Genomic DNA, 22,549 nt, shown 5'->3' with positions numbered 1-22,549 from the left:
AACAATATGAGTATCATTAAAGTGATAAAAGAAAAAATAAGAAATTCAATAGATATAATTGATATTGATATTATTGATGAGTCTATAGAACATGCAGATCATTATTTTGCTTCATCTTCAGCATTACCTTCACACATCAGGCTAATATTGATATCTAATAGCTTTATCGGAATGAACGCTTTAAAAAGACACAGATTGATTTATGGATTACTAAAAAGCGAAATAGAGCTAATACATGCAATTTCTCTTCATTTCTATACGCAAAGCGAATACAATGTTAAAAACAAATAGCAAAAGTATGAAAGAAGAATCTTTATTGATTAAAGCAGGAAGAAAATTCAATGACTATAAAGGTTCTATGAACCCTCCAATTTATCATTCTTCTACTATATTATTTCCTACTTACAAGGACTACTTAAATGCAGCAAACGGAAAGAGCATATATGATGTAATCAACGATGGTGTGTTAAGGGATTACAGTTATAGTAATGTTGGTACTCCCACTGTTCATTATCTTTCAAATGCGCTTGCTGAAGTTGAAGGTAGGGGACAAGCATTGATCTACCCTTCTGGGTTGTTTGTGCTTGCTTTTGCTATTCTGACTTTTGCTAAGGCAGGCTCGCATATTCTGGTTCAAGATAATAGTTATTACCGAGTTAGAAGATTTGTTGAAAGTGAGCTACCAAAAAGAGGAGTAAAAGTAACTTTTTATGATCCAACGCAGAGTATAACCAGTTTGATTAGGAATAATACTTCATTGATAATGATTGAAACTCCAGGTTCTGTGACGTTTGAGATTTCGGATGTAGAGCATATAGTAAAAATTGCTAAGGAACATAAAATCATAACCGTTTGTGACAATTCATGGGCTACTCCCTTGTTATTTAAACCCCTTGATTATGGGATTGATGTTGCTCTATACGCACTTACAAAGTATATAGCCGGTCACTCAGATTTATTGATGGGAGCCGTTGTTGCAGAAGGTGAAATTTTTAAATTACTTTATGAAAGCTATAAGAATTATGGAGTCACTGTTCAGTCGCACGATTGTTACCTTGCACACAGGGGACTTAGAACATTGCATATACGCATAAAAAGGCATCAAAGCACAGCCATGAAAGTAGCAAAATGGTTAGAGAAGCATCCAAAAGTGAAAAAGGTTTTATATCCAGCGCTTCCTTCTCATCCTCAGCACGAGTTGTGGAAAAATTACTTCAAAGGAGCAGGTAGCGTATTTAGTATAGTACTAGATAGAGAGTATTTATGTGAAGAGCTCAGTTACATGGTTGATCATATGAAAATTTTTAGTATTGGTGCTTCTTGGGGAGGGTGCGATAGTTTAATGTTACCAATAAATCGTACATCTATGCCAAGATCTATAATGCATTTGGATTATGATGGAAGTTTCGTGCGGATATTTTGTGGACTAGAAGATCCTGAAGATCTAATCTCTGACTTAGATGCCGCACTAGCTAGGCTGCCATGTTTAGCTTTTTAAGCTGATGAAGTAAGGCATGAAACTGAGGGAGTTACTGTATAACATTATTGATGTTACTTTTGATATTGAAATCAAAGGTGTCACGTGTAACCCTAAGAGAGTCAAAGAAGGCTACCTTTTTGTTTGTATATCAAAGGAACATGAAAAGTGTATAAGTGATATAAAAACTTCAGCTATAATAGCAAATTTTATGGTACATGACTCTCGAATTTATATTCTTCACCCAAATCCTCAAGAAATATATAGCAAAATAGTTAGCAGATTTTATCAATTCAAACAGCCTAAATATGCTGCTGCTGTAACAGGCACGAATGGCAAAACTTCAGTGATAGAGTTTTGCTGTCAGATCTGGCAAAATGCTGGCTATAATGCGGCGTCTATTGGAACACTTGGAATGTATACCAATAATGAAAGGAAAGCTAATCATAATAGCCTTACCACTCCAGATGCAGATGACTTTTATGCAACACTATGTGATATAAATAGTAAAGGTATAGAGTATTTAGCATTAGAGGCTTCAAGTCATGGAATTGATCAGTACAGAATTCATGGACTTGAGTTAACTGCTGCGGCTTTTACAAATCTCTCACAAGATCATTTAGATTATCATCAGAACATCAGCAAATATTTTAAGGCTAAGAAAAGGTTATTTCATGAGGTACTATCAAAAGAAAAAACAGTAATTTTAAATGCAAATACAGATAAGTACTATGCATTACTTAAGATAGCTAAAAAACGTGGCAACAAAGTTATAACTTATGGGGAAAAAAGCTCTAACATTACTTTAATAAAGCAAGTACCAGCACTAAATGGCCAATACCTAACGATTAGAATCAGTAATGAGGTTTATAACGTGTTTTTTCCAGTTTTTGGACAATTTCAAGCATGCAATTTAATGTGTGCAATCGGTATAGCTATCTCGTCTGGGTTGGATTACAAAAAAATGTGTATAGATAAGCTTATTTCTCCACCGGGAAGAATGGAAAAGGTAAAACCTTTTGTGTTTGTGGACTACGCACACACTCCAAGTGCACTTAAACAAGCGATATTGTCTTTAAAATGGCACTTCAATAAAAAAATAGTTCTAGTTTTTGGTTGTGGTGGTAATCGCGATCAGGCAAAACGTGCAGAAATGGGTAAAATAGCACAAATGTATGCAGAGAAAGTTATAATCACAAATGATAATCCACGTGATGAAAATCCAACAGAAATTCGTCGTGATATTTTGCTACATTGTCCTGATGCAGTAGAGGTAGAAGATAGGAAAGAAGCTATAGAAAAAGGTATAGATATTTCTTACAATAAAGGCATGATCCTGTTGATCGCAGGAAAAGGACACGAAAGATTCCAAATCATAAATGGTCAAGCTCTTGAATTCAGTGATGTTGAGGTTGTTAGAAACTATGCTTCATAATACTGATTTTTTACAATTGGCTCATCTCTTAACCTTACTACTAAATTTTTAATAACCTCAATTATTACATACTATAATAAAAAGTTAATTCCACAACCTAAGGTTGTAGCTTTACTAAATTCTAAAAAACAGCCACAATGGAATAGGCAAATATTTATAAGTTAAATTTAGTGTATAATCAGCAAACAAAAACGTTGTTAGCAATAATACTCTGCAAAGTCACAATATGGTATGATCATATGCTCTTTATTGATCTGGTTAATATAATCAGCAGGGAGTTTTGTTCTGCAAAGGATGTTTACTACAACATACTCCAATTATTTGGAATTGCAGGTTTGGGTGCGATGGTAAGACCACTTGGCGCATCTGCATTCGGTCATATTGGTGATAGGTACGGAAGGAAAATGGCATTAATGATTGCCATCTTGTTAATATCGATTCCATCTAGCCTCATTGCATTTATTCCAAGTTATAATCAAATAGGTATAACTTCTACTATATTGCTTCTTGCAATCCATGTAACACAAGGAATTGCGTTCGGTGCTGAACAAGGAGGCAGTTCTGTTTATCTAATAGAGCACTTACCTGATAAGAAAAAGCTAGGGGCGTTTTGTGGAATAACAAGTTTAGGTCGCTCTATTGGCATCTTGCTTTCTGTAATGATAGTAATCATCTGCAAGAAAAACACTGATTTTAACACTTGGGGTTGGAGACTGCCGTTCACTTTCTCAGCCATTTTAGGGTTAATCAGCACATGTAGTATATATACATTGGAAGAAACTTTAGAGTATGAAAAGGATCAAAAGCAAAAAAATCTACCAAATTTACCAATAATAGAGCTTATAAAACACTATAAGAGAGGTCTTATACTTGCTGTTTTAATATCAGTACCAGTTAATGTTATTGTTGGATTTACCATATTTCTCCGAACTCTTGCAAAAGAGACAGTATCAGTTAAAACATATGTAACAACATACGTCAATGAGATTATGTTGATTATAACCAGTATACTAATGCCAATATTCGCAATAGCGCTTGGAATGTTAGCCGATAGAATAGGCAAAGAACGCACTGCGATTTTGTTTATAGTGATTACAATGGTACTATGTTGCCCTATATTATCTATTGCGTACTACTATAAAAGTTATCTCATAATTATGCTTAGTATAATGGTCCTTTCTGCAGTAGAAAAAGGTATAAGCCCTATAGGAATAGTTGCATCTGAACTTTTTCCTACCAATGTTAGATTCAGTGGAGTGAGTTTATCACGCAATATCTCTTTTGCTTTTCATGGTGGATTTACTCCTATGATATGCACTTGGTTTACTATAACATTTCCTCAAGTAAACTTTGCAGCTGGGCTTTATATAGTTCTCTGTTTATTAGTCGGTTTAGTGGCAATATTACAAATAAAACCGCAGGATAAAAAATGCGACTGGTAAAATTCTGATATAAACTATACACGTTATAAGTTAATTCAAAATTGCAAGTTAAAAAATGTGATTAAATGTTTATAGAAAGTATCATATTATTGATAGTACTTTTTAAACTGGTTTAGTGTAACCTTTTCAAAATTCCTCGATCCAAAACTGGGTCTGAAGTTCAAAAAAGTCTTTGTTACAGAGAAAAAAAATGTCCTTGTTCATCTTTTGAACGATATTTTAAGGTATACTAATATCAAGGTTTTGTTGATAACAGATTTATGGTCAGAAATATAGCTTACTCATAATAAAAGCTTTAAAAACGCACTCAATATTACGCTGCCACAGCTTATTTTAAGAGGTCTTCTTTATTGAACCTCGAGCTGTGTTTTATTTTCTGAGATAATAAAACTAATAAGTACAGCTTACAAGACTTTCAATTTATATCTATTGAATTACCTAAATTCCCTTAAAATGAAGCAAAACAATTAACAAGCTAGTAGAGCGCTGTTGCTCTTTTAAAAGAATATAGAAAAAACAATAAAGGAAGATATAGAAATCGGTATAGAGAAAGGAAAAACTGAAGTAGCAATACCACTTGCTAATGGTATAAACGTTGTTACCGTTGCTAAGTTAACAGGGTCGCGAAATTGAAAATTATAAAATTGAGAACACTCATCAATTGATTTTAACCAGTGTGTTGAAGTGACAGAAAAATTTAATGTTAATTGGTAACCTAAACTAAGTCCTTAACTTTTCAAAAAAATCCCTTAACAAAAAAGAGCATTCTGTTTCTAATATCCCACCGTAAACTTCAGGTACATGGCTGCAAAATTGAAATATTTTAGCACCATTCTCAATTCCTCCACCTTTAGGATTATAAGCTCCAAAGTATACCCTTCTAACTCTTGCAAAAGAGATGGCTTGAGCACACATCGGACACGGTTCCAATGTCACATACATATCGACATCACAAAGTATTGGTGTTGAAAGCAATTTACATGCTTGTCTGATTGCTAACATTTCTGCATGCGCAGTTGGATCATTGTATATATTGTGTGCAAAAGAAACTATATTGTTTCCACTGACTATTACAGCTCCTATAGGAATTTCGTCATTTTTCTGAGCAATTTTTGCTTGCTCTACGGCAAGCTCCATGTATCGATATTTAAACATTTTCTCTTTTAGTCTTCTTTCTTTTAATTTTATTGACTGCTGCTTTAATAAAGGATACAAAAAGAGGGTGAGGAGAAAAAGGCTTTGATTGAAATTCTGGGTGGAATTGTACACCAGTAAACCATGGGTGATTATCTAACACTACTGCTTCTATGCATGTTCCATCTTCTGATATACAGCTGCATGTTAGCCCATTTTTTTCTAAATCATCTTTATAATCCAAATTAACTATATATCTGTGCCTATGCCTTTCGGAGATAGTGGTATTACCATATACATCTGCCATTTTAGAATTTGCTCTTATATTACATTTATACGCTCCAAGTCTCATAGTTCCACCAATATCAACGCCCTTATCACCAGCTAGCTTAATAATTGGGTGCTTACAGGTACAAAATTCTTCAGAGTGTACATCCTCAAGCTTAATGACATTGCGAGCAAATTCAATAACTGCAAGCTGCATACCAAGACATATTCCAAAAAATGGGATATTATGCCTACGGGCGTAACTTATTGCTGATATTTTACCCTCTACTCCATCGTCACCAAACCCTCCTGGCACAAGGATTGAATGAGAATTTTGTAGCTTTTCTCCTATAAATTTTTCATCAATAGGTTCTTTACTTTTTTCCCTCGAGTTAACCCAATTTATCTTTACTTTGACTTTGTTACTAATTGCACCATGATTCAATGCTTCAACCAATGATTTATATGCGTCAGGGAATTCAGTGTATTTTCCTACTATAGATACAGTGACTTCTTGTGTTGAGTTTCTTATAGAAAGTACTATTTGATCCCATTCAGTTAAGCTTGGTTGTGGTTTACTTAAATGAAAGTGTTCTAGAATTTGTGTACCAAGCCCAGATTGATTATATAAGACCGGCAACTCATATATATGATTCACGTCAGGAGCAGATATTACATTAGATAATGAGACATTACAAAGGTTAGCTATTTTTCTTTTTTGATCATCAGAGGTTTTCTTCTCACTACGACATAATATAATATCTGGTTGTAACCCAGCAAAATTTAACTCTCGAACTGAATGCTGTGTTGGTTTTGTCTTTAGTTCTTGCGCTGCAGTTAGATATGGTACTAAGGTTAGGTGAATAAGGATAACTCTTTGTTTTCCAAACTTATAACTGGTTTGACGTATGGCTTCTAAAAACGGTTGGCTTTCAATATCGCCTACAGTTCCACCTATTTCACATATTACAAAATCTAAGTCCTCCGTACCATTAAAAATAAATGATTTAATCAAATCTATTACATGAGGAATAACTTGTACAGTTTTACCTAAATAATCACCACGCCTCTCTTTCTTCAGCAACTCGTGATATACTTTACCAGTTGTTATATTGTCGTCTTTAGTTGCTTTAATTCCAGTAAAACGTTCATAATGCCCAAGATCTAAATCAGTTTCAGCACCATCTTCGGTAACGAACACCTCCCCATGCTGAGTTGGACTCATTGTTCCAGGATCAATATTCAAATATGGATCAAGCTTTCTAATACATACCTTAAAACCATAAGCTTGAAGAAGCGCACCTATACTTGAAGAGACTAAACCCTTGCCAATGGATGAAACAACCCCACCTGTTACAAAGATAAATTTAGCTTCTTTCATTAATCTTCAAAAGGAACGGAAGTAGATTCATTTTCTTGTTTCTTTTCCGATATAATTTTCTCTACAATCGACTTTTTGTGTACATTTTTTGAACACAATCCTGACAATAATAATGTGTTTGCTATAAATAGCCCAACAACTATAGCCGTTATTTTGCTAAGCAGACTTGCTGAATGTTTCACTGAAACCATTAAATTGAGTCCATGTTGTGAGTTATTAAAACCACTTAATGAACTACTCCCAGGAGGACGCGAAAGCACTAAGGTTGCTAAAATGACAACCAATATTATTTGTAGTATACTTAATACTGTTATTGACATTATGAGTAAGACTAAAACAAAGATTCTAGGAATGTAAAGTACATAAGTCAAGTTTTTATCGATATCTTAAAATAACAAAGAAACTTATTTATTATTTTATTCAATAATCTTATTTATTATTGTAAAAGATATATAGCAAATAATTTATTAATAGTGAAAAATTACAAAAGATAATATAGAAAACTCCTAAGAGAGAAAATTAACCTAGATGATGAACAATTACTGCTTGATTATACAGTTCTAAAGCATATTTTGTATTCAGCATACAGAAAAGAGCATTATAAAAAATTTTAGTAATTTAAATAAAATTTTTAATGCTAATTCTAGAAAGAACTATAAAATCCTAATAGTCAACAATACGTCTATACCTCTATCATCTTTTGTTCGAAATAAGCCTTCGCTCGTTTTATAAGAAAGAAAATAAAAAACCTACCTATGATCAATAACTGGAAAAATTACTTAATTATTTAAAGTAAGTATTAAGTATAGAAAGCCTAAGTAAAAAAATTTTCGTGTTACCTTACACATAAGTAAAAAGTATTGTCTAATAATGAAAGACCTTCAAAACACTAATACAATACGTTAAACTATTTATCTTGTGTAAATAGATTATAAAATGTGCACTCTTTTGATTAGCTAAATGTCCTTGTGCTATTATTATATAGTGTTCAAATGTCAACATATCTATAAATGTATTTTTATACAGTCCTTCTTTTTGATTTATTTTGTGTCTAAAAGAACGTTTAATTAAAAAAAGCCATTTTTATACACCCCTTTTATAAGATTATATATTATATTTAGTATAACATAGAGGATAACAACCTTAAGCTTGATACTATAAACTCTCAAAAAAAGGAAATGCATGTATATTAATTGGTAAATAGCATTTCAAGTTTCATCAAAAATCAGATTGCAGGGTTAAATCTTCTATCCAAATAACCATACACTCTATTTGCTTATTCGGATATACCTCTTGTACTAGGGTTTTGTAGGTCAACATTTGCTTTTTTATTTCATTTAATGAAGAAGCAGAAATGTTACGGTGTAATTTGTAATCAATTATGATTGCTTTATCCTGCGTTATGCACAACCTATCCAATCGTGCTAGTACTGGTTCACCATCGATCATTCCACTCAGCATAATCTCCGATTTACCTTCTAAGTCAAATAGGTAATCATATTTTTTATTAAAGGCTAATATTTTACTGTAGATCTCATCTTTTTTTTCTCTAGTGCTTATATTATCAAGGTACTTCTTAATCCAATTCTTTCTTCTATCTTTCTCTATCTTAGGCATATACTGCAACATACTGTGAATTATTAAGCCTCTTGTACAACCGTCTGTCATCCCAATGCTCTTTCCTCTATCATTCCAAGTAGCTACCACTGGGATCCGAGCTTCTTTTTCTTTGGATTCCAGTGTCACACCCTGAAACAGGGAAGGAGAGTAAATAGTTGACACTAATTCTCCTTCTTTTTTTCTAGATTCTTGAAATGATATCGCCAGTGTTGACGGAAGCGAAATCACTGAGTCATCAAAATAATCTAGTTTTTTATAAGCGTAAGGATAGTTTGCATTTATGCATAATACTTCAATTTTTTTTTTAAATATCGGCTGTAACCAAGCTTGTTTCTTTTCATATAACTCTTGACGCTTAGTAATCAGATCATACCAAGAACCTTTTTGCACTGGCTCTTTACCTAAAATATATAATTCATCTTCAGCACGTGTAAGTGCTACATATAGCAAACGCAGATATTCATCATAGTCTTCCACTCTCCTCTCTCTCTTTACTCGATCGCAATAAACGTTGCTATTCTTTCCACACCAAAATGGTGCTTCCATTGCATCGAAAATAATATTTTCATTATTTCTTGGTATTGTGTTTGTATCAACCAAGAACACTATAGGAGCCTGGAGACCTTTTGACTTGTGGATTGTCATTATTCGCACAGCATTGCGCTTTGATTGCATATCATTTTTAATTTCCGGGTTATTCTCCTTAATCCACTGAATAAATGCTTGAAGAGACGGGTTTTCAAATTGTAACACAAGGTTTATGAACTCGTCCAGAACCTCAAAGTACTCGAGACCAAGCCTTGCAGCAAATTTTTTCTTACCTGTACGCATTACATGCGTAAACAACGTAAGAGGCGATTCTGTACGAGATAAATTGATTAGATAACTTAATTCGCTATAGATAACCCCGCAATAATCACGAAGTCTTTCCCATAACGACTGTCCTTTGCGATTATATGCAATATTAAATAAATCATCTTCAGTAAAGTCAAATAGCGGTGATTTTAAAACATTTGCAAGAGCCAAATCATTTGTAGGAAGAAGTAAAAATTCAGCTAAAGCTACTAAATCCTGCACAACTATGTAGTCCATAATCCTAAAATAGTCCCGTCCTACAACCGGCACGTTTACTTTTCTAAGCTCATTTATTATATAATCAACTAACACATTTCTTTGTCGAACTAGGATCATAATGTCTCTTGGTTCTATATGGCGATCTTTAGCAACTAAAATCCGCCTTCTGCTTAACCAATTATGAATTTTATAAGCTATTGTTTGAGCAAGTAGTCGGTCTGATATCACATGATCTTTCTTATCTGTTAAGTGGATTTGTAAGGCCTGTTGTTCTTCCTCCTTACATCTTGGTAATAACGGCCAAATTTCAATGTACCCTTGATCATTTTTTCTATGCGGAATATGTTTTATTTCACTATTAATAAAAGATACCTCCTCACGAAAGTTGTTAAATATTCTATCTACAAAGACTAAAATTTCTGGAGCTGAGCGAAATGATTTTTTAAGTTGGCATGATATCCAGTCTCTGTCACCAGTTTTTGCATGGAAGTATTGTTGCATATAGTTGAACAGATGAGGATTTGCTCCTTGAAATCTATAAATAGATTGTTTTATGTCGCCAACAACAAATAAGGTTCGTTTTTCCTTACCACCAGTAAAAAATTCATCACAGAGATTTGTTATAATTTCCCATTGACCAATACTATTATCTTGCGCTTCATCAACAAGAATGTGATCTATTTTTTGATCTAGGCTAAACAATGCCCAATTTTTATACTCTGGATCGCTCAGAAGGTTTGTTGCTAAATCAATTATATCATTGTAGTCGAGCAATGCATTTTTTGCTTTTTCACTGTTATACAAGTTAGTGTATACTTTAAATATGTTGAGTAAGTTGCTAGTTCTCTTGAATATTTTGTAAGAGTTAACATTACTTATATAAGTGAATACTATATTCTGAATATTCTCTACTATCCATTCTGCATCTCTGAATTTCTCTGAGGTACCCTTTGTTATTATAGATGATATACTTTTTTTTTCATACGACTCTGATTTTAAAAAAATCTTAGCTAGGTTTTCTATTTTACAATCATCCCAGTGTATAACTCCGAAATCTATACTTTTTTTCTGTATCTCAGTGTCAGCTACTTGAATAGTAGATAGTTTTATGCCGTTACACCAATTAGAAAGTATCACACTATAACTTCGATCTCTTTTACTGCCCTTACTTAATATTTCGACCAATCTTTTTACATACTCAATTATCTCATTCCTTGAATCATGAATTTCATCTAGAACGTTCAGCTTACCTTTGATATATTCCAAATCAGTTGATAACAATGGCCTTCTTACACATAAAGTGTAAAGCAAATCACGTAGTCTATTCTCATCAATTTCCACTGCAATAGAGTTTATACTATCTTGCACGGCCTCATTGTGAAGTGTTTTTTCAAACACTATGGAATGTAATTCTTTGCACTCACTCAGCATATAATTTGGAGCGATACCAGCCTCCATAGGAGAGCTAGAGATCAATTTGTAACAAAAAGCATGTATGGTCTGTATAGTTAAGCCCAGATTTTCCAATTCAGAAAAAAGCTTTCTTGCTTGAATTACATAACGATTAAGTACTTCACTTTTTTTAGATCTTAGTGTTGAATACTGGGATAACATCAAAGAGTGGGATGGTGAGTGGTGACACTTAGGTAGCAATAAGGAAAGACCTAGTTGTTCCAAATGTGTAATTAATTCGCTATTTGAGCACATTGCCCATTTACTGAGTATAGTGTGAATGCGGTTCGCCATTTCATTCGCTGCAGCATTAGTAAGTGTTAAGCAAAGAATATTTCTCTTATTTTCTAATAAAAGTCTTAATACTCTATCTATTAAGATTTTTGTTTTGCCTGTACCAGCAGATGCATTTATCCATACAGAAAAATTAGGATTTATGATATTCAATCTCATCAAAAGAGCAAAATTGTATAAAATTTGACTAAAATGGCATTGTAAAATATACTGTAAAAGTAGTGTTAGTGAAAAGATATATAAATGAAAAGTTTTTGTGTAAAGGCTCCTGCAAAGATTAATCTTTTTTTACATGTTATGGAAAAAAAAGAAATAGGATATCATTTAGTTGAAGGCTTACTTGTTTTTGCTAATCTTTCAAATTTCTTAGAAATAAAGGTAGGTGAAAAGGAATCCAGATACGATAACTCTATAGTCGAATTCATAAATTCTGAACTCAAAATAAGTAACAGGTACAACACCGTAATGAAAGCAATTAATTTACTGCTCAGATATGCTCCTGTACGTACTAAAGTCGTTATAAAAGTTGTAAAAAATGTGCCAACTGCTGCAGGTTTAGGTAGCGGTTCCTCAGATGCTGGAGCTGTAATACGTACACTAGGAAAGTTATGGCGAATTGACAGATCAATCTTAAACGAAATAGCTGTAAGCATTGGTGCTGACGTTCCTGCAAGCATAGATAGTAAGCCAGTTTTGGTTAGAGGTATTGGTGAAGAGTTATATCCCATAAAAAAATTTTCTTTGCCCAGAAGTGTAGTACTTGTGAAACCAAAAAAAAAGTTTTTGAGCACACCAGAAGTATTTTCAAAATATAAAGGAAATTTTTCTAAACCAATTGAATGGAGCGATGACCTTGGAAAGGATATATTAAGACTCCTTAAAGAAACTAGAAATGATCTTCAAGAAATAGCGGTAAGTCTTGTACCTGAAATTAAGGATGTGATATTAGCATTAGAGTCTCAAAAAGGTTCTGTACTATCTCGCATGTCAGGTAGTGGTGTAGCATGTTTTGGAGTGTTTGATAGTGAAAAAAATGCAAAAGCTGCTGTAGCAAATATCAGAGAAAAGCAGCCAGAATGGTGGGTATGTGGCACCCAGTTAATAGTTTAATTTATGAATATAATCCCTTTAATTCCTCAAAGTAAAAACTTTATATATAGTTACGAGATAGGAAAATTCTTGGTAAAGAATCAAGAATATTGTAGCTCGGTTATAGTTTTCCCTGAAAAAGTGATTGAACTTAAAGAAAGTAATATAAATAGTAAGGAACATTTTATGTCTTTTTTAACAGAGGAAATAGAAATTTTATTAGTAGGCACTGGTATAACACGTAAGACAACAAATGTTTCAGTAAAGTCTTACCTTACAGAACAAAAGGGCTTGAACTTTGAGTTTATGACAACTGATGCAGCATGTAGAACACATAATGTCCTGATATCTGAAAACAGATTTGTTGTTACTTACCTAAAAGTAATGTAGTATGTTTGAAATATTTATGCAAGGCTTCTTTATTAATAGCCTGATTGCAATACTTATAATTAGCTTGGTGACAGGTATATTAGGATCATTTATGATATGGCAAAGATTATCATATTTAGGTGATAGCTTATCACATTCTTCGTTACTTGGTATTGCACTAGCTTTGATCTTTAGAATTAGTCCATCAATTAGCATAATGCTTATAGCAATTGCTTTTGCAATACTACTTTCCCTTAATTTTAATAGATTATATTCTGTTGATACGATATTAAATATCGTTACTAATGTAGTTTTATCATCAAGTTTAATATTGATGTCCTTTTTTCCATCTAGCAATAGTAGTATTATTAATTCCCTATTTGGCGATATATTAACATTGGAACAGAGTGATATAGTATTAATTTTTCTAATCTCAGTAGTAGTTACTCTGATATTAGCATTTAGATGGCGCTACTGGCTAATGATTTCAATCGATCAAGATTTAGCAATAGTTGAGAAAGTAAACGTGAGTTTGGTTAGATTAGAATTCTTAATTACTCTTGCTATATTTATAGCAGTGTCTGCTCAATTAATAGGAATATTACTCATCGCTGCATTTTTATTGATACCAGCCTCATCTGCAAGGCTTATCTCAAAAACTCCAGTACAGATGATTATTGCCGCAACAGGTTTCTCTGTGATCTCTGGAATATCAGGCCTGATATTATCTGCAAGTTTTGATTTACTAACAGGACCTACAATTATACTTGTAGCAGCTACATACTTAATTATTGCTTATTTTATAAGGTTGATATCAAATAGATTGGCTTAATTCCGTTTTAGGCTATCAATGATCTATCTAATGGTTATTAGATGTATATTCCAGTTGCTTTATGGTAAAATAATTCTTATTATATATATGTGGTTATAGTTATTAATTTATGAGTAAGTAATATGACTGAAGGAGAACTTTTTCTAAATACATACCTGACCCTTATAAAAAAATTTTATTATAAATATACTCTCAGAGAGACAGATTAATCAGATAACACGCAGAATACAGCAAGTAATGCATATGATGCTATACAACAATTTTTTAATTAAGCAAAAATGATATCATGTAAAAGATATGAGGATTACACCATCTAAGATTAAAAAGTTCTTAGAGAAGCCTGATGCTTTAAGTGGTGTATTAATTTATGGAAGCGATAATAACAGAGTAGATTTTTTTGCACAAGAAGTAATTGCTAGCTTAAATGAATATTCAGTTCAGGTAATGGACTTTGCGATAGTAGATAAATCACCTGGTTTATTATCTTCTGAGCTGGTAAATATTTCGATGTTTACTAACAAGAAATTAATTAAACTGATAAATATAAATAGGGGAATCTCTAAAGAGTTGAAGAATGTGTTGAATTATAATACAAATGGTCATTATGTAGTAATGGTAGCAAGCGATCTCCCGTATAACTCTACAACTAAAGGTTATATGGAAAGCTCAAAAAATTTTGGTGTCATTGCTTGCTATAAGGACAGCAATAGTAACCCTTGCGATATAATACTAAATTATTTGAAACGAAATGGCATAAAATATACAACTGAAATAATCTATCATTTGCAATCTTACTTTAAGTATAGTAATTTGCCTATATATTCAGAGCTTGAGAAATTAGTTTTATATCTGGGAGAAAGAAAAGATCTTAAACCTGCTGATATAGAACTATGCCTTTCAACTTCTAGCAATAGTTATGTTACACTCAATAACCTATTCTCTGCTATAGCAAACAGAGATATGGCACAATTCATCAAAGTTTCCGATACATTAATATTACAAGAAAATTTTTCACCAATAGCACTGATTCGTATTATATCAAATTATTTCCTACATCTTGAAAATGTTTTACTGTTAATCCAAAGTGGAATGAATGAACAAGCTGCAATTAACCAACTGCATCCCCCGTTACTCTTTAAACAATTACGAAGTTTTAAATCTCATCTAAAAATTTTCCAACTTTTAGAACTCAAGAAGTTTATAGAGAAATTAATAAGTTTGGAAATTACCTGTAAAACAAACGATTTAGATCATAGAATGATTTTTCAGCATATCCTGCAAATTGGCTGGTGTTAAGTCCTAGTTTTTCTTATAATCTTATCATAAGATAATATTTTATACCTATTAACTTTAAGTGCACTCTCTACGTTTTTATACTATTACTAATAGGCTATAATTAAATATAGCTAGACAAAAGTGCAAATATGCCTAATATTTCAAAAATCATAGTAATACCGAAATGCTAAAATTAGCTACTGAAATTGGTCAGTTTAAGGAGGTATCGTAATTGTTAGTAATTATTAAGCCCTTAAGAGAAGGTATAAGTACTCAAGAAAATTACTACAATTAGAAGTATTTGTCCTTTTTTATTCACATTGAAGGAGCAAAACTATTAGATCGTGAAGTTGATTAATTACTATCTAAACTTGATACATAGTCATTTCGTTCTCGGGGCGAACAAGAAATAGCTCTAGATATGCGCATTTATGTAAAGAGGTATTTCAAAATCTTGAAATATGCCATTTACAGAAAAATTATAGAGCAATTTCATATCTGGTTTATAAATTTTCATATAAAGATTAAAGTTATATGAGAAATAAAGAATATAAAAAACCTCCTAATTATATTTAGGCATTTGACAAACCTGAAAAAAGTTTAAGCATAATTTTTGAAACAGTGATAAAGATGCAAGAACTTATTTATTGAATCAGCTAGCAATATTAGAATTTGAATTATTACACCCTTTGTTAATTATCGTTATCTTTACAGTTACTTTTTTAGCTATCCACCTCTTTAGAGGTATTAGGGCATGTCTACTTGACTTACAGTTTTCTCGAGAGAATAACTAAAAGTAACAAGGGATATTACTCAACTTTGCATTGTACTTAACGTCTCTAAAGAGAATGCAGATGTAACTTTAGCATACGGCTTACCTTCTTTCAAAGGTCACTACAAAAGCAGAAGTCTCATTTTAAAAAAAGGTGCACATGAAAAAGCATTGAATTCCTGTTTGCCGCTACTTTCAGCTAAAATGTCAATTTTACTTGGTAAACACCATGTACGTCTTATAATTAAGAATTTAGAAAACATCACTAAAGTAAGCCATAGTGCCTTAAAAAAGCATGTATCTAATCTTGTAAAGAAAATCACACATTTGACAACGAAAAAAGCATGGCAGTTTAGCATATATTTCGATAAAATATATACTTATTTTAAATTGTAAGTAGATCTATTTAGATTATAGCTTACAACAATGACAAAGTTTCAAAAAAGGTCTAATGTAACATAAAAAGCTTTATGAAAATCAGAGTTGGAGTAGTAGGCTGCTTAGGAAGGATGGGCAAAAAAATACTTAGTGAATTAGTTACAAATACTAAAGTAGAGATAGCAGGCGCTGTTACCCGCTTTGGTAGCAAATACATAGGTTTGGATATTGGGCAAATCATAGGTCACAGTTCTATTTTAGGAATCAAAATTACACATTCCATTAGTGATGTATTCGAGTCATCAGATATTGTAATAGATTTTACAACTAAAGAATGTATGTTAGATTGCCTTAAAGCGGCTGTGAAATTCAAAACACCTCTGATTAGTGGAACAACTGGAATAGAAGATATCAATTTAAAAGAGTATGCTGCTGAGATCCCGATATTGTGGTCAGCGAACATGAGTGTTGGAATTAATGTGCTGCTAAAATTGGTAAAAAAGGCTACTGAGCTTTTGGGAGATAAATATGACGCTGAGATTTGGGAAATGCATCATAGCTTAAAAAAAGGTTCACCATCTGGAACAGCTATAGAACTTGGTAATGCGATTGCTAACGCTCTAAAAAGAGATTTAAAGTTCAATCAATATTTACTTAATAGTTCAAATATAAGAGAAAAGAGTGGAATAGGTTTTGCAGTGTCTCGTGGAGGTGGAGTAATAGGAGATCATAGCGTAATGTTTATTAATTCTGATGAACGAATAGAATTAAATCACAAAGCAATCGATCGAACAGCGTTTGCTAAAGGCGCTATTCAAGCAGCAATATGGCTATACGAGAACAAGAGGAAAACTCCAGGGCTCTATTCAATGCAGAGTGTAATATGAGTGATATACGTGCCTCCATTAAAAACTTAAACCTTTGGTACAGTTCTAAACAAGTCTTGTTCAATATAAACCTAGATATTCGTAAAAAAAAAGTTACTACTTTTATTGGACCATCTGGATGCGGTAAATCAACATTTTTGCGTTGTTTCAATCGCATGAATGATTACGTACCAGGATGCAAAGTTATTGGTGGACTGATTATCGATGGACTAGGTAATATATATTCACGTGATATGGATGTTGTACTGCTCAGAGCAAAAGTCGGTATGGTATTTCAAAAGCCAAACCCTTTTCCAAAATCAATATATGACAACGTTGCTTATGGTCCTAAATTACATGGCATGGTAAAAAATAAGGAAAAATTAGATGAAATAGTCGAAAATAGTTTAACCAAAGTTGGTTTATGGGAAGAGTTAAAAGATAGATTACGAGATAGTGCATTAGATTTATCTGGCGGTCAACAACAAAGGCTATGCATCGCTCGCGCAATTGCAGTAAAACCGACTATTTTATTGATGGATGAACCATGTTCCGCACTTGATCCAATGGCAACCAATGCAATCGAAAATCTTATACAAGAGTTGAAATTAAGATTTACCATAATTATGGTAACTCATTCAATGAAACAAGCTAAAAAATTATCTGATAGTGTAATTTTCTTTCACAATGGCAAAATTGTTGAATCTGGAAGCGTCCAAGAAGTATTTGAAAACGCTCGGTTTTCTTTAACAAAAGAGTATATTCTGGATCATTAAAATTTTTAGCTATACATAATAAGGGTTTTACATCGATAATTCCTTTAGCAATAACATGGCTTTCACGGTCAATATCTATTTATTATATTAAGTAATGAATTGATGTTAATATAGCTATCAAAATTTTCTATTGTTAACTCTACCACTTTTACTATCCCCAGAAAAATCAACGCATGATTTCAGAAATTCATTGACAGCTACTTTGTTTGCAGCATTGAGCACAATACTGTTTGTGGTGTGGCAAAAAGAAATTTAATACTCCCATGCTAAGCTTTAGTGCAGGAAAGCATTTGTAGTCAGGCTCTTAAAAGGTCAATTTCTTTTGCTTTGTTAAACTAAGTTATAACTTAAAGCTGATCTTTCTGGCCAAGACAGAACCTATAAATAGGAACTACCATATCAGTTTTCGCAAGTACAGTAAAGTTGAAATCATCTTTATAAACTACAACTCCATGTATTACCGATTCAGGGTGTACTATTGCTTCAACTTTATTTGGCGAGACTTTCCCATGCTCCAAATAGAACGATTTAATGCTTGATCTACTATAACAATTCTTAATTGCTCAAAGCTATAATTTAAGAATGCCCTGCAAGAAGCAGCAAGTATAATCTTCTCTATGCATTTGTCATCATTTTGCAAAACTTTAAAAATTGTATTGTGTTCAGAATCAATAGTAAATTATTATATATTTTTTTCTTTAGCTTTCTTAAGTAGTAATTTCCTACTGTAAACAATACTTTCTTTATTTGCTAATGCCAATGACTTTAGTGCCACTTTCTATAACTATTACATTAACTGAGAGATCAATAGCCAAAGAAGCAACATTTGCTTTAGACCTTTAATTTAACATCTTGTACCAAGCAAACTTTCTTTTAAACCTTTATAAAACCTTTCATCAGAGATAGTTACGTTACATATTTTGCGCCTCAATTTTGCTTAATTTACTAGCAAAGCGAAACTCGAGTAGGTACTGAGTACTTCTTACCTGATATTTTCTCCTTTTCTTCAGTAATAAATCTACAGTTTTTTCTCGATACTTCCTCTTGATCCTAAAATTGAAACCTTTTTCACTAAAACTAATTCGTGTCAATTATGATAAATTAAAGAAAAATATTACTCCTCAACTGTTATTTAACCAATTCTTAGACACTAAGCTCATATCCATGGTCATCACCAACAGAAGGTGAAGGAGAAGGTGAAAAAGAACAATCATGATAATCACCTGAATTATGTATACCATGTAAACCATCAGCGCTATGAGCTATTTCACTGCTAGAGTTAGAGTAATCATCTAGGTGAGAACCTTTATTACTATAACCCATATCCGTTTCTTCTAATGTTATACCTTCACCATCTCCTCCTCCACCTGAAAAATGTTCTGCAAGACCTTCAAGAAATTTTATGTCAAACATATTACCTGATTTTCCAAATAATGTTACCAAACTACTACCACTTATCAAACCTTCAAATACGTTATTGTAGGAAGTAATTGCTCCTTCATGAAAGCTGAACAGCCATTTCATTCCATCTACAATCGTAGCAACAGAGTCACTATGACCAAGACCAAAACCACTCTTTCCTCCTTGATATTCTTGGTGTTGTTGTTGAGCTTGCCACTCTGCAATGTTTGGACCTTGAACTTCACTACTCATAAGTTTTTACTTTAAACCCTTGAACACTATACATTTTATCACAGATATTAAAAAATGTCAATAAGACTCTTAAATAACTGTTTCTTGAATAAAGGCTAGCGAAACGGTTTCACAATCACTGCAATAATTATAACTATTATTAGTACTGTGATTACCTCATTTAGGACACGAAAATAAACATGAGCTTTCTTATTTAAACCCATTGCAAAATTTTTCCTATGTTTTGCAAGTAGCACATGAATAGCAAACATAAAGAATAATGCTAATACTTTTACATGAAACCATCCCTCGTAGTAGGCCTCTCTTATCATCATTAGTGTAACACCAAAACCGAGCGAAAAAAGCATTGCAGGGTTCACAATATATTTAAGTAGCCTTTTTTCCATTGTTTGAAGTAAGCTATCGTTTTCTGATCCTAGCTTTACAGCTGCATGATAGACATAAAGCCTAGGCAAGTAGAGCATACCTGCCATCCACATAATGACAGAAATAACATGAAAAGCTTCGAGCCAACGGTAATAATCCATTATAAAATGTTAGAAATTTCTGATATTATCTGAGTTTAATAAAAAAGAAATCGATATGAAAGCAAAAAATCTCACTAAAGAACAGGTAATTGGATTTTACAGAAAAATGTTACTAGTGCGCAGATTTGAGGAAAAAACAGGACAATTATATGGAATGGGATTAATAGGTGGATTTTGTCACTTATCGATAGGGCAGGAGGCAGTTGTAGTTGGAACTCACGCTGCATCAAATCCTGGCGATGCTTTTATCACAAGTTATAGAGATCACGGGTTAATGCTTGCATGTGATTCTGATCCGAATATTATAATGGCAGAACTAATTGGTAAAGAAACGGGGTGCTCAAAAGGTAAAGGTGGTTCAATGCATATATTTGATATTGAAAGAAAATTCTTTGGTGGACATGGAATAGTTGGTGCACAAGTTCCAATTGGTACAGGAATAGCCTTTGCTAATAAATATAAGAAAAAAGACAACGTAGTATTTACATATTTTGGTGACGGTGCTGCAAATCAGGGACAAGTATATGAATCGTTTAATATGGCATCTCTGTGGCAATTGCCAGTGATTTATATTATAGAGAACAACGGATACGCAATGGGAACCTCCGTTCAGAGATCAACTTTAGTAACTGAGTTATATAAAAGAGGAGAGGGTTTCGGTATTCCTGGAAAGCAGATTGATGGAATGGATTGCTTTTCTGTTTATGAAGCAACAGCTGAAGCAGCTAAGCACGTTCGTTGCGGTAAAGGTCCTATTCTGCTTGAAATGAAGACGTATCGATATCGTGGCCATTCAATGTCGGATCCTGCTACTTATCGTTCGAAAGAAAAAGTTGAAGATATGAAGCAAAATCGTGACCCCATAAGCACTTTAAAAAAATACATGATAGATAATAAGGTTGCTTCAGAGGAAGAATGCAAGACAATCGATAAGGAAATACGTGATTTAGTAAAAAAATCGGAGGACTTTGCCAAAAATAGCAAAGAACCAAGCATTGATGAGTTATGTACTGACGTTTACAAATCTATTGAATACTAGCTATTAGTAAAACGCAAAAAAATTGCTTGATAAGGTTTTAAAGAACTTTACTATTACCATGCTAAAGCTATTTTATAGCCTGAAACTTATTTCTCCTGTAGGGCTTTTCATTATTCCTCTTCCATGTCTACTGTATTTTTCTTGATCATTATTTATTGAGTGTTCATCATATAAAAGATCAGTCACATTTCTAGTCTAGATTAGAAAACAGGGGGGGGAGTGCTTATATCTGTATGTTTTTTCCTTTTTAAAAGGCAACTATCTCGTAATCACCCCTTAAGAGGGGGGGGTACAACACCTCAATGGACTTTTTAAAGTTCTCAGGGAGAGGAGCAATGATAGTGATCTCTTTGTTACTTGGCAATTTAAAAGATAAAGAATACGAATGGAGATGAATTTTATTTGCTATTCCATTAACAAAAGCTTTTTTACCACCGTATTTACCATCACCAAGAATAGGACAGTTTATATAGGCTAGATGTGCCCTTAACTGATGAGTCCTGCCGGTAATTGGTTGCAGTTTTACGTAAGCAACATTTTGTTCTAACCTCGCTATGACCGAAAAGTGTGTAGTGGCACTCTGAGGTGAATATTTGTCAACAACCACTTTTTCTTGACCTGAAATACACTTTTTTATCAATGGATAATCTATTACTCCTTTATTTTTACTTGGTATGCCGGAAGTTAATGCTAAATAAGTTTTTTTTACTCTTTGCTCTTTAAACTCCTCCATAAGGTACCTGGCAACATTAGTATTGTGCGCAAATATTATCACTCCGCTTGTATCTTTATCTAACCTATGGACAATCTTAAATATTTTTCCTTCTCTGATTCGGTCAAGTAAATCACTAATGCTGACTTTTCCCTTTATACCACCTTGAACAATTACTCCTGTAGGTTTATTTACAGCTAGTATATATTTATCTTCATATAAAATATTATCTTTCAATATATTCACTAACTCTTGATTATATCTGCGGTCAGAATTAGCATTTTTAATATAATTTAAGTATTTTATTGTTATAGTTTGTCCATAGTACACTCTATCACTTGATTTCGCTTTACAATCGTCAACTTCGATCAACCTTCTTCTTAAAGATTTCTCAATTGTAGACTGTCTCAGGTCTGGGAAAATTCTTCTTATATATCTATCCAGCCTAATATTATTATCTTCTATTGATATGGTTGTAATACTTTGAGACATTTCATTATTTGTAATAAACATCCAATAAAATGTCAATTGTCGTTTTCATTCTAATATTCCTTCCTAATATTATCCAATTAGCAAGCATTGAGATCAGATTTTTATACAATTTTATTAGAATTAGCATAAGGACAGCTACTTTCGTGTTACTTAAATAAGTTAAATATAAAATTTCAAAACTCCACTATCAACT

18 protein-coding genes and 1 pseudogene are annotated in these 22,549 nt (G+C 32.8%); 11 read left to right on the top strand and 8 right to left on the bottom strand.

Annotated features, from left to right (window positions below; translation table 11 throughout):
* The first annotated feature begins 6 nt into the window (after positions 1 to 6).
* The 4 genes from WOO_RS02990 (at position 7) to WOO_RS02975 (ending at position 4,354) form a co-directional block, all read left to right on the top strand.
* Positions 7 to 291, top strand: coding sequence for a BolA/IbaG family iron-sulfur metabolism protein (locus tag WOO_RS02990; RefSeq protein WP_014869199.1), 285 nt, complete (start codon positions 7 to 9; stop codon positions 289 to 291).
* Between the two features lie 7 nt (positions 292 to 298).
* The gene (gene metC / locus WOO_RS02985; protein WP_044135510.1) at positions 299 to 1,498 is read left to right on the top strand and encodes a cystathionine beta-lyase; all 1,200 of its coding nucleotides are present in this window, start codon (positions 299 to 301) and stop codon (positions 1,496 to 1,498) included.
* 16 nt (positions 1,499 to 1,514) lie between these two features.
* On the top strand, positions 1,515 to 2,912 hold the full coding sequence (locus WOO_RS02980) for a Mur ligase family protein (protein ID WP_014869197.1): 1,398 nt from the start codon (positions 1,515 to 1,517) through the stop codon (positions 2,910 to 2,912).
* Positions 2,913 to 3,082: 170 nt separating this feature from the next.
* The gene (locus WOO_RS02975) at positions 3,083 to 4,354 is read left to right on the top strand and encodes an MFS transporter (RefSeq protein ID WP_044135432.1); all 1,272 of its coding nucleotides are present in this window, start codon (positions 3,083 to 3,085) and stop codon (positions 4,352 to 4,354) included.
* Positions 4,355 to 5,074: 720 nt separating this feature from the next.
* Here the strand turns inward: WOO_RS02975 and WOO_RS02970 are convergent.
* The 4 genes from WOO_RS02970 to WOO_RS02955 all read right to left on the bottom strand — a co-directional run bounded on the left by WOO_RS02970 (position 5,075) and on the right by WOO_RS02955 (position 11,735).
* Entirely contained in the window at positions 5,075 to 5,491 is a 417-nt protein-coding gene (locus WOO_RS02970; protein ID WP_014869195.1) for a nucleoside deaminase, read from the bottom strand.
* 10 nt (positions 5,492 to 5,501) lie between these two features.
* On the bottom strand, positions 5,502 to 7,136 hold the full coding sequence (locus WOO_RS02965) for a CTP synthase (protein WP_014869194.1): 1,635 nt from the start codon (positions 7,134 to 7,136) through the stop codon (positions 5,502 to 5,504).
* Positions 7,136 to 7,456: a preprotein translocase subunit SecG gene (gene secG / locus WOO_RS02960; protein ID WP_014869193.1), complete on the bottom strand. Its 321-nt coding sequence runs from the start codon at positions 7,454 to 7,456 to the stop codon at positions 7,136 to 7,138. The genes WOO_RS02965 and secG overlap by 1 nt, the downstream gene beginning before the upstream one ends.
* Positions 7,457 to 8,354: 898 nt before the next feature.
* Positions 8,355 to 11,735 (bottom strand): UvrD-helicase domain-containing protein, encoded by a 3,381-nt coding sequence (locus WOO_RS02955; protein ID WP_014869192.1) that lies wholly within the window; start codon positions 11,733 to 11,735, stop codon positions 8,355 to 8,357.
* A gap of 84 nt (positions 11,736 to 11,819) precedes the next feature.
* On the opposite strand from WOO_RS02955, the gene WOO_RS02950 reads away from it, so the two are divergent.
* From WOO_RS02950 to pstB, 6 genes are all read left to right on the top strand, one after another.
* Positions 11,820 to 12,686: a 4-(cytidine 5'-diphospho)-2-C-methyl-D-erythritol kinase gene (locus tag WOO_RS02950; protein ID WP_014869191.1), complete on the top strand. Its 867-nt coding sequence runs from the start codon at positions 11,820 to 11,822 to the stop codon at positions 12,684 to 12,686.
* A 3-nt stretch (positions 12,687 to 12,689) separates the two neighbouring features.
* Positions 12,690 to 13,055, top strand: coding sequence for an Mth938-like domain-containing protein (locus WOO_RS02945; protein WP_014869190.1), 366 nt, complete (start codon positions 12,690 to 12,692; stop codon positions 13,053 to 13,055).
* Between the two features lies 1 nt (position 13,056).
* Positions 13,057 to 13,866, top strand: a complete 810-nt coding sequence (locus tag WOO_RS02940; protein WP_014869189.1) for a metal ABC transporter permease — start codon at positions 13,057 to 13,059, stop codon at positions 13,864 to 13,866.
* A gap of 297 nt (positions 13,867 to 14,163) precedes the next feature.
* Complete coding sequence (holA, locus tag WOO_RS02935) at positions 14,164 to 15,162, top strand: DNA polymerase III subunit delta (RefSeq protein ID WP_014869188.1); 999 nt, start codon at positions 14,164 to 14,166, stop codon at positions 15,160 to 15,162.
* A 1,221-nt stretch (positions 15,163 to 16,383) separates the two neighbouring features.
* Positions 16,384 to 17,178, top strand: coding sequence for a 4-hydroxy-tetrahydrodipicolinate reductase (gene dapB, locus WOO_RS02925; protein ID WP_014869187.1), 795 nt, complete (start codon positions 16,384 to 16,386; stop codon positions 17,176 to 17,178).
* On the top strand, positions 17,175 to 17,933 hold the full coding sequence (gene pstB / locus WOO_RS02920) for a phosphate ABC transporter ATP-binding protein PstB (protein WP_044135429.1): 759 nt from the start codon (positions 17,175 to 17,177) through the stop codon (positions 17,931 to 17,933). The genes dapB and pstB overlap by 4 nt, the downstream gene beginning before the upstream one ends.
* A 7-nt stretch (positions 17,934 to 17,940) precedes the next feature.
* On the opposite strand, the pseudogene WOO_RS02915 reads toward pstB, so the two are convergent.
* The 3 genes and pseudogenes from WOO_RS02915 to hemJ form a co-directional block, all read right to left on the bottom strand.
* Positions 17,941 to 19,005 (bottom strand): annotated as a pseudogene (locus WOO_RS02915) (1-deoxy-D-xylulose-5-phosphate reductoisomerase); the annotation flags it as partial.
* 71 nt (positions 19,006 to 19,076) lie between these two features.
* Positions 19,077 to 19,586 (bottom strand): hypothetical protein, encoded by a 510-nt coding sequence (locus WOO_RS02910; RefSeq protein ID WP_014869185.1) that lies wholly within the window; start codon positions 19,584 to 19,586, stop codon positions 19,077 to 19,079.
* A 95-nt stretch (positions 19,587 to 19,681) separates the two neighbouring features.
* Entirely contained in the window at positions 19,682 to 20,113 is a 432-nt protein-coding gene (hemJ, locus tag WOO_RS02905; RefSeq protein ID WP_014869184.1) for a protoporphyrinogen oxidase HemJ, read from the bottom strand.
* A 55-nt stretch (positions 20,114 to 20,168) separates the two neighbouring features.
* Between hemJ and pdhA the strand changes: the two genes are divergently transcribed.
* On the top strand, positions 20,169 to 21,152 hold the full coding sequence (gene pdhA, locus WOO_RS02900) for a pyruvate dehydrogenase (acetyl-transferring) E1 component subunit alpha (RefSeq protein ID WP_014869183.1): 984 nt from the start codon (positions 20,169 to 20,171) through the stop codon (positions 21,150 to 21,152).
* A gap of 247 nt (positions 21,153 to 21,399) precedes the next feature.
* Here pdhA and WOO_RS02895 read toward each other — a convergent pair whose 3' ends face one another.
* On the bottom strand, positions 21,400 to 22,356 hold the full coding sequence (locus WOO_RS02895) for an RluA family pseudouridine synthase (protein WP_044135507.1): 957 nt from the start codon (positions 22,354 to 22,356) through the stop codon (positions 21,400 to 21,402).
* Positions 22,357 to 22,549: the final 193 nt, after the last annotated feature.

Source organism: Wolbachia endosymbiont of Onchocerca ochengi (assembly GCF_000306885.1).
Lineage (GTDB): Bacteria > Pseudomonadota > Alphaproteobacteria > Rickettsiales > Anaplasmataceae > Wolbachia.
This window is presented reverse-complemented; position numbering and strand designations above follow the sequence as displayed.

Bases quoted from the DNA above. Each gene is read 5' to 3' on its own strand.
- metC (WP_044135510.1), top strand. From the start codon at position 299: ATGAAAGAAGAATCTTTATTGATTAAAGCAGGAAGAAAATTCAATGAC.
- WOO_RS02945 (WP_014869190.1), top strand. From the start codon at position 12,690: ATGAATATAATCCCTTTAATTCCTCAAAGTAAAAACTTTATATATAGT.
- WOO_RS02965 (WP_014869194.1), bottom strand. From the start codon at position 7,136: ATGAAAGAAGCTAAATTTATCTTTGTAACAGGTGGGGTTGTTTCATCC.
- pdhA (WP_014869183.1), top strand. From the start codon at position 20,169: ATGAAAGCAAAAAATCTCACTAAAGAACAGGTAATTGGATTTTACAGA.
- WOO_RS02910 (WP_014869185.1), bottom strand. From the start codon at position 19,586: ATGAGTAGTGAAGTTCAAGGTCCAAACATTGCAGAGTGGCAAGCTCAA.
- WOO_RS02980 (WP_014869197.1), top strand. From the start codon at position 1,515: ATGAAACTGAGGGAGTTACTGTATAACATTATTGATGTTACTTTTGAT.
- secG (WP_014869193.1), bottom strand. From the start codon at position 7,456: ATGTCAATAACAGTATTAAGTATACTACAAATAATATTGGTTGTCATT.
- WOO_RS02950 (WP_014869191.1), top strand. From the start codon at position 11,820: ATGAAAAGTTTTTGTGTAAAGGCTCCTGCAAAGATTAATCTTTTTTTA.
- WOO_RS02955 (WP_014869192.1), bottom strand. From the start codon at position 11,735: ATGAGATTGAATATCATAAATCCTAATTTTTCTGTATGGATAAATGCA.
- holA (WP_014869188.1), top strand. From the start codon at position 14,164: ATGAGGATTACACCATCTAAGATTAAAAAGTTCTTAGAGAAGCCTGAT.
- WOO_RS02970 (WP_014869195.1), bottom strand. From the start codon at position 5,491: ATGGAGCTTGCCGTAGAGCAAGCAAAAATTGCTCAGAAAAATGACGAA.
- hemJ (WP_014869184.1), bottom strand. From the start codon at position 20,113: ATGGATTATTACCGTTGGCTCGAAGCTTTTCATGTTATTTCTGTCATT.
- WOO_RS02990 (WP_014869199.1), top strand. From the start codon at position 7: ATGAGTATCATTAAAGTGATAAAAGAAAAAATAAGAAATTCAATAGAT.
- WOO_RS02940 (WP_014869189.1), top strand. From the start codon at position 13,057: ATGTTTGAAATATTTATGCAAGGCTTCTTTATTAATAGCCTGATTGCA.
- pstB (WP_044135429.1), top strand. From the start codon at position 17,175: ATGAGTGATATACGTGCCTCCATTAAAAACTTAAACCTTTGGTACAGT.
- WOO_RS02895 (WP_044135507.1), bottom strand. From the start codon at position 22,356: ATGTCTCAAAGTATTACAACCATATCAATAGAAGATAATAATATTAGG.
- dapB (WP_014869187.1), top strand. From the start codon at position 16,384: ATGAAAATCAGAGTTGGAGTAGTAGGCTGCTTAGGAAGGATGGGCAAA.